Origin of the sequence: Actinoplanes sp. NPDC026670 (assembly GCF_040638175.1) — a bacterium.
Classification (GTDB): domain Bacteria; phylum Actinomycetota; class Actinomycetes; order Mycobacteriales; family Micromonosporaceae; genus Actinoplanes.
The window spans coordinates 1-6,569 of sequence record NZ_JBEZXU010000143.1; the positions used below are offsets into that span (position 1 = coordinate 1).

Below are 6,569 nucleotides of genomic sequence, written 5' to 3' on the forward strand. Positions count from 1 at the left end.
GGGCACCGCGGCTCCCCTGCGCCCCCGGCCCGGCCGGGGCGGGCGGGGGGGGGGCGCCCCCCCCCCCCGGGGGGGCGGGGGGGCCCCGCCGCGGTTCGCGGCGGGCCCCCATATCTCAGGAGTTGGCGCAGGTGCCGGCCTTCTTCTGGGCGGCGATCGCCTTGGCGGCGCCCATCTTGTAGAGGCTCAGGCCCTCCTTGGCCGGCTCCAGCTTCCAGGCGTCCTGCTCGTAGACCATGGTGTACGACTGGGCTGCGACCAGTTGCTTCGCGATCACCACGGCCTTGTCGGCGCCTTCCAGCCGGGCGCTGGTCAGCTGGATCGCCAGGCCCTTGCGGGAGCAGGCGGTGTTCAGCTTGACGTAGTCGTCCTTGGTGATCGCCTTCTTGCCGGCCGTCGTGTACATGTCCCAGGCCCCGGCGAAGTCCCCGCCGCTGAACCTGTCGAACACGGTCTGCGCGGCCGCCTTGGCGCCGTCGAGGGTCTTCGGCTGGGGACCAGCGGCCTGGCCCTGGGCTGCCGCGGCGGCGGCGTTGCCGGCCGGCTCGGGGCTCTCCTCGGTGCAGGCGGCGACGGTGAGGGTGGCGGCCGCGGCGAGGGCCACGGCACCCAGGCGCAGGAGCTTCGGGTGGCTGTTGTCCATGTCCCGGTTAATGACGGCCGCCCGCCGCGCGTAACGGCCCCGGCGTGTCGATGACGGGTTCCGGACACTTGCGCCCCGGGCCGTAACCCGCCGCGCCTCGGCTATTCTGGTCGTTTGCCGAATGCTTTACGGGCAAACAAAAAGGCAACCATAGGAATGGTTGCCGAACGCCGGAATGATACCACAAAAAGGGGCGACTTTGTCAAGCTCAAGCGCCGACATCGAGTCTGAGCAGGCGTACTTGACCACGCTCTACCAGCGCCTGGATCAATTGCGTGAGCAGGCCGACAACCGGCTGCGTGCGATCCTCCTGGAGGCGGGCGGCACTCCGCAGGGCCGCACCCAGCGGGAAGCCACCCGCGCCCACTATGCCGAACAACTGGCACAGTTCAATTCCGTCGAGAACGGCCTCTGTTTCGGGCGGCTCGACTTCTCCGCGGACAGTCCGCGCTATATCGGGCGGCTCGGCCTCTTCGCCGAGGACCGGGACGCCGGTCCGCTCCTGGTGGACTGGCGGGCCCCGGCCGCCCGGCCCTTCTACCTGGCCACCGCCGTGCACCCGGAGGGCGTCACCCGCCGCCGGCACCTGCGCACCCGCGGCCGGGTCCTCACCGGCATCGACGACGAGACCCTCGACATCGAGGCCGGCGACGGCACCGGGCGGGAGGACGTGACCGGCGAGGCAGCGCTGCTCTCCGCGCTGACCGCCAACCGGACCGGCCGGATGCGCGACATCGTCGAGACCATCCAGGCCGAGCAGGACGAGGTGATCCGCTCCGGGCTGCCGGGTGTCCTCGTCGTCCAGGGCGGTCCGGGCACCGGCAAGACCGCGGTCGCCCTGCACCGGGCGGCGTACCTGCTCTACACCTATCGCGAGCAGCTGACCCGTACCGGTGTGCTGATCCTCGGGCCGAACACCACGTTCCTGCGCTACATCTCCCAGGTGCTGCCCGGCCTCGCCGAGACCGGCGTGCTGCTGGCCACCCTCGGCGACATGTTCCCCGGGGTCCGCGCGCACGCCGCCGAGCCGCCGGCGGTCGCCGCGATCAAGGGCGGCACCGACATGCTCGACGCCCTGGAGAACGCGGTCGCCGACCGGCAGACCCTGCCCGACGACTTCGTCGAGGTCGACCACGACGGCTACCCGCTGCGCATCGAGCGCGAGGTGCTGCTCGCCGCCCGGACCGCGGCCCGCCGCTCCGGCCGCCCGCACAACGTGGCCCGGCAGATCTTCGTCACCGAGGCGATCCACCAGCTCGCCCAGCAGATCGCCGAGCGGATCGGCGCCGACCCGCTCGGCGGCGACAACCTGCTCTCCGAGGCCGACCTCGCCGAGACCCGCCGCGAACTGCGCGAGGACATCGACGTCCAGCAGGCGCTGTTCGACTTCTGGCCGGTGCTCACCCCGCGCCAGGTGCTGCGCGACCTGCTCAGCGACGCCGGCCGGCTGGAGTCGGCCGGGCTGCCGGCCGAGCTGCTGCGCGCCCGTTCGGCCGGCTGGACGCCGGCCGACGTCCCACTTCTCGACGAACTCGCCGAACTCCTCGGCGTCGACGACACCCTCAAGGTCCGCGAGCAGCAACGGCAGAGAAAAGCCGCCATCGAGTACGCGGAAGGCGTCCTCGAGATCGTCGAGGGCTCCCGGTCGCTCGACTTCGAGGACGAGGGCGCCGAGAAGGACGAGATCCTGTCCGCTCTCGACGTCGTCGACGCGGGCGCGTTCGTCGAGCGCCACGAGGTGATCGACACCCGGACCGCCGCCGAACGGGCCGCCGCCGACCGCGCCTGGGTCTTCGGTCACGTCATCGTGGACGAGGCGCAGGAACTGTCCCCGATGGCCTGGCGCCTGCTCATGCGCCGCTGCCCGAGCCGTTCGATCACTGCGGTCGGTGACGTCGCCCAGACCTCCGAACTGGCCGGCACCAGCAGCTGGGAGCAGGTCTTCGAGCCGTACGTCGCGCAGCGCTGGCGGATCGTCGAGCTGAGCGTCAACTACCGCACCCCGGCCGAGGTGATGGCGGTCGCGGCCGACGTGCTCGCCGCGGTCGATCCCGCGTTGCGGCCGCCGCGGTCGGTGCGGTCCGCCGGCGTCACCCCATGGGCGCGGCGGGTGCCTGACGTCACCCTTTCCGAAGAGCTCATCTCGGCGGTACGGAAAGAGGCCGCCCTCATCGAGGAGGGCCGTCTCGGCATCCTGGCGCCCGAGCGGCTGGCCGCATCGCTCGGCGCCGACCTGGTCGCGGCCGTTCCCGGTGCGGCCGTCGGCGAGCAGCCCGACCTGCTCAACCACGTGGCGTTGATGACCGTCCGCCAGGCCAAGGGCCTGGAGTTCGACTCGGTGCTGGTGGTGGCCCCGGACGAGATCATCGCCGAGTCGCCCCGTGGACTGTCCGATCTCTACGTGGCGGTCACCCGGGCCACCCGGCGCCTGGGTGTCCTGCACACCACCGACCTCCCGAAGGTGCTGGCCGCACTCGCCTGACCCACCCCCGCGTGCCGACTTGTGGCGCGTTCCGGACCGCTGGCCGGCACGCGTGGGGTGACCCCCTTTGTGCGTGCCGACTTGTGGTGCGTTCCGGACCGCTGATCGGCACGCGTGGGGTGACCCCCTTTTGTGCGTGATGATCTGTGGCTCGATCTGGACCGTAGGTCGGCACGCGGGGTGGGGTGTTGCGGCGGGGCTGACCGGTTTGCCGGTATTGCGAATTTAGAGTGGCCGGGTGGCTGAATTCAGAGTGTCGGCGGCCAGTGCTGACGATGTGCGGGTGATCGCCGGGTGGGCGGTGGCCGAAGGCTGGAATCCGGGCGACGGCGACGAGAGCGCGTTTCATCCGGCGGACCCCGGCGGGTTTCTCGTCGGACGGCTGGACGGGCAGCCGATCACCTCGATCTCCGCGATCCGGTACGGGACGGGGCACGGGTTCATCGGGTTGTATCTGACAGTTCCGGAATTCCGGGGGCGGGGCTTCGGATACCGGACCTGGCAGGCCGGCATGGAACGGCTCGCCGGACGCAACATCGGGCTCGACGGGGTGGTCGCCCAGCAGGACAACTATCGCAAGTCGGGCTTCCAGCAGGCCTGGACCACCACCCGCTACCAGGGCGTCCTCGGCGGCCTGCAACGAGACTCCGGCATCGAGGTGACAGATGCGCGCAGTGTCGGGTTCGGTGATCTGGCCGCCTACGACCGCAGGTTCTTCCCGGCGGAACGGGACGCCTTCCTCGCGCTGTGGATCACGCTGCCCGGCCGGCGGGCCGTCGTCGCGCGGCGTGGCGGGACGATCGTCGGATTCGCGGCCCGGCGGCCGGCCGGTGACGTGGACCGGATCGGGCCGCTCTTCGCCGACTCACCGGAGACCGCGGAGACCCTGCTGGCCGCGTTGAGTGTCCCCGAGGGAGTCCGGCCCACCGGCACGGAACTCATCGGCGGCGGCACCGCGCTGCTCGGCGGCGGTGTGGTGCCGCCCGGCGGGGACGACGTTCCGGTCATGATCGACATGCCGGCCGATCACCCGGTGGCGAACCAGCTCGCCGAACGGGCCGGCCTGAAGGCGGCCTGGGACACGGCACGGATGTACACCGGCGGCGTCCCGCAGATCGACCGATCCGGCATCTACGCGGTCACGTCCCTGGAACTCGGTTAGACCGCCGCCCGTCTCGCGATCTTGTCGACTTCGCCCACACCCAGTCCCGCTGAAGTCCACAAGATCGGGAAAGACGGATGGGCTCGGCGTCGAGAGACGCCGAGCCCATCTCTGTCGTCGGAGATGTCAGGCAGCGGTGGCCGGCTTGGCGCCACGCCCGAGCGCCGTGTGGCCCTGGGCGTTGGTCATCGCGAGGCGGCTGCGCATGGTGGTGTTGCTGGCGATGTTCGCGTAGTAGGTCGCGCGGCGACGGGCGGTGATGCTCTCCGGGTTGTCCGGGACCGGCGCCATCTCCGGGTTGAGGTGGGTGTTCAGGCCGTCGCGCAGCAGCGACAGCGCCTCGGCGCGCAGCTGCGACACCCGCGACTCGGTGACACCCAGGTCGGCGGCGATCTCCGCCATCGGGCGCTCCTGGAGGAAGTACTCGGTGACGACCGTCTGCAGCCGCTCCGGCAGCGAGTCGATCGCGTGGTGCAGGTAGCCGATCTGCTCACGGCGCAGCAGCATCTCCTCCGGGCCCGGGTCGCGCTCGGTGACCAGGTCGTCGGCGCTGCTGGTGGTGAAACCCTGCAGCGACAGCACGGTCGCCCGCTGCACGTCGGTGTCGGTCTGGTGCAGGTCGGTCGTGGTGGTGCCGAGCGCCTGCGCCAGCTCCTCCGGCGTGGGCGTGCGGCCCAGCGTGGTGGTGAGCTGCTGACGGGTGACGTCGGTGTTGCGGGCCTTCGACCGCACCGAGCGGGTCGCCCAGTCCAGCGCGCGCAGCTCGTCGAGCAGGGCGCCGCGGATCCGGGTGCCGGCGAAGCGGTGGAACGGGACACCGCGCTGCGGGTCCCAGCCGCGGGCCGCGGTGACCAGGGCGTGCAGGCCGGCGCTGGTCAGATCGTCGCGGTGGATGTGGTTCGGGATCCGGCTGAGCATGTCCCGCACCAGGTGGCCGACCAGCGGCATGTGCGTGCGGATCAGGTCCTCCTGCTCGCGCACGGTGAGCACGGGCGTGGCGGAAGCGGTGTCGGCGATGAGGTCGGCAGCGGTCGTCACGGTGCTGGTCATGTTCGTTTCCCCCGGTTGCTCGTCGGCGCCCCTGGCTGGGTGGGCACCGGCTGACAGGAGAAACTTTCAAGTGCGGAGGGTGCACGTTCAGGTCACGGACAGTTGCCTACCGGTTGCTTCAAATCCGGCCCGCTCGCGGGTGTCCGGCGGTCCCGCTTGCTCGGGAGTCTCCGGCGGCCCTGCGCGCTCGGGCTTCCGCTCTCCTCGGTGGCCCTGCGTGCTCGGGCTTCCGCTCTCCTCGGCGGTCCAGGTCGGTCTCGCGATGGCCCTTCCATCGGCGGCGATGGGGTCCGGTTGAGAGTTCTGGCGGCGGTGGGGCAAGGTGTGCCGCATGGAATTGAGCGACACGAGCGCGGCCATCACTCTCATCTCCGGCCTGGTGATCTTGACCGGGGTGATCGGCGTGATCGTGCCGATCCTGCCCGGCCTGCTGCTGACCTGGAGCGGGGTGCTGCTCTGGGCGCTGCTCGGCGGCGGATCCGGCGGCGCCCGGCTGCTCGTCGCGGCGCTCGCCACATTGATCGCCGGCATCGGCATGGTGGTCAAGTTCGTGTGGCCGGGCAAGAAGCTCAAGGACACCGGCATTCCCAATTCGACCGTGATCGTCGGCGGCGTGCTCGGTCTGATCGGCTTCTTCGCGGTGCCGTTCGTGGGCCTGGTGCTCGGCTTCATCCTCGGCGTCTGGCTGATGGAGCTGCGCCGCCTCGGCCCGGAACGCGCCTGGCCCTCGACCCGCTCAGCGATCGGCGCGGTCGGCCTCTCGCTACTCGTCGAACTGGCCTCGGCCCTGCTGATCGCCGTTCTCTGGCTCTTCGGCCTGGCCTTTGCCTAGCCCCACCCACCAGGGCGCGCCACTTTCCGGCGCGCGCCGGCGATCTTGTGGACTTCCGTCACGCCTGTCCCGCGGATTCGGCTCACCCTTGGCGATCTTGTGGAGTCCGGTCGCGCCCGTGAAGCTTCTTCAAGGCTTTCGCCGCGTCCGGGGTCAATCCCTCTGCTGTGCGATGTCGTCCCGCCGAGCCTTAGGGCTATCGCACCTGTCACGTAGGCAGCTGAGACACCGACCCGAGGCCCGGAATGTCGTATTCGCGAAGAATTCGCCCTCACCCAACCTTGTAGATCTTGCACGGCTCTCCACCCTGGCAGCGACGCTTCTATAGGTGGGCCGGTTCCGGGAGGGGTTGGTATCGGTAGGGTTCGGCACCGGTGATCTACGAGTGACTCATGCAAGA

Annotated in this window: 5 protein-coding genes; 3 read left to right on the top strand and 2 right to left on the bottom strand. The window is 70.6% G+C overall.

The genetic code is table 11. From position 1 onward, the window contains the following. Window positions 1-115: 115 nt before the first annotated feature. A complete protein-coding gene (locus tag AB0E94_RS52300) occupies window positions 116-643 on the bottom strand; it encodes a hypothetical protein (protein ID WP_360344315.1) in 528 nt (175 codons plus the stop codon). Between the two features lie 175 nt (window positions 644-818). On the opposite strand from AB0E94_RS52300, the gene AB0E94_RS52305 reads away from it, so the two are divergent. Together AB0E94_RS52305 and AB0E94_RS52310 are read left to right on the top strand one after the other, a co-directional pair. Continuing rightward, window positions 819-3,125: an ATP-binding domain-containing protein gene (locus AB0E94_RS52305; RefSeq protein WP_360344318.1), complete on the top strand. Its 2,307-nt coding sequence runs from the start codon at window positions 819-821 to the stop codon at window positions 3,123-3,125. Between the two features lie 238 nt (window positions 3,126-3,363). Next, window positions 3,364-4,287: a GNAT family N-acetyltransferase gene (locus AB0E94_RS52310; RefSeq protein WP_360344321.1), complete on the top strand. Its 924-nt coding sequence runs from the start codon at window positions 3,364-3,366 to the stop codon at window positions 4,285-4,287. 126 nt (window positions 4,288-4,413) lie between these two features. On the opposite strand, the gene AB0E94_RS52315 is transcribed toward AB0E94_RS52310, so the two are convergent. Further along, the gene (locus tag AB0E94_RS52315; protein WP_360344324.1) at window positions 4,414-5,337 is read right to left on the bottom strand and encodes a FliA/WhiG family RNA polymerase sigma factor; all 924 of its coding nucleotides are present in this window, start codon (window positions 5,335-5,337) and stop codon (window positions 4,414-4,416) included. A gap of 331 nt (window positions 5,338-5,668) precedes the next feature. Here AB0E94_RS52315 and AB0E94_RS52320 point away from each other — a divergent pair, with 331 nt between their 5' ends. Beyond that, on the top strand, window positions 5,669-6,169 hold the full coding sequence (locus tag AB0E94_RS52320) for a DUF456 domain-containing protein (protein WP_360344327.1): 501 nt from the start codon (window positions 5,669-5,671) through the stop codon (window positions 6,167-6,169). The last annotated feature ends 400 nt before the right edge of the window (window positions 6,170-6,569 follow it).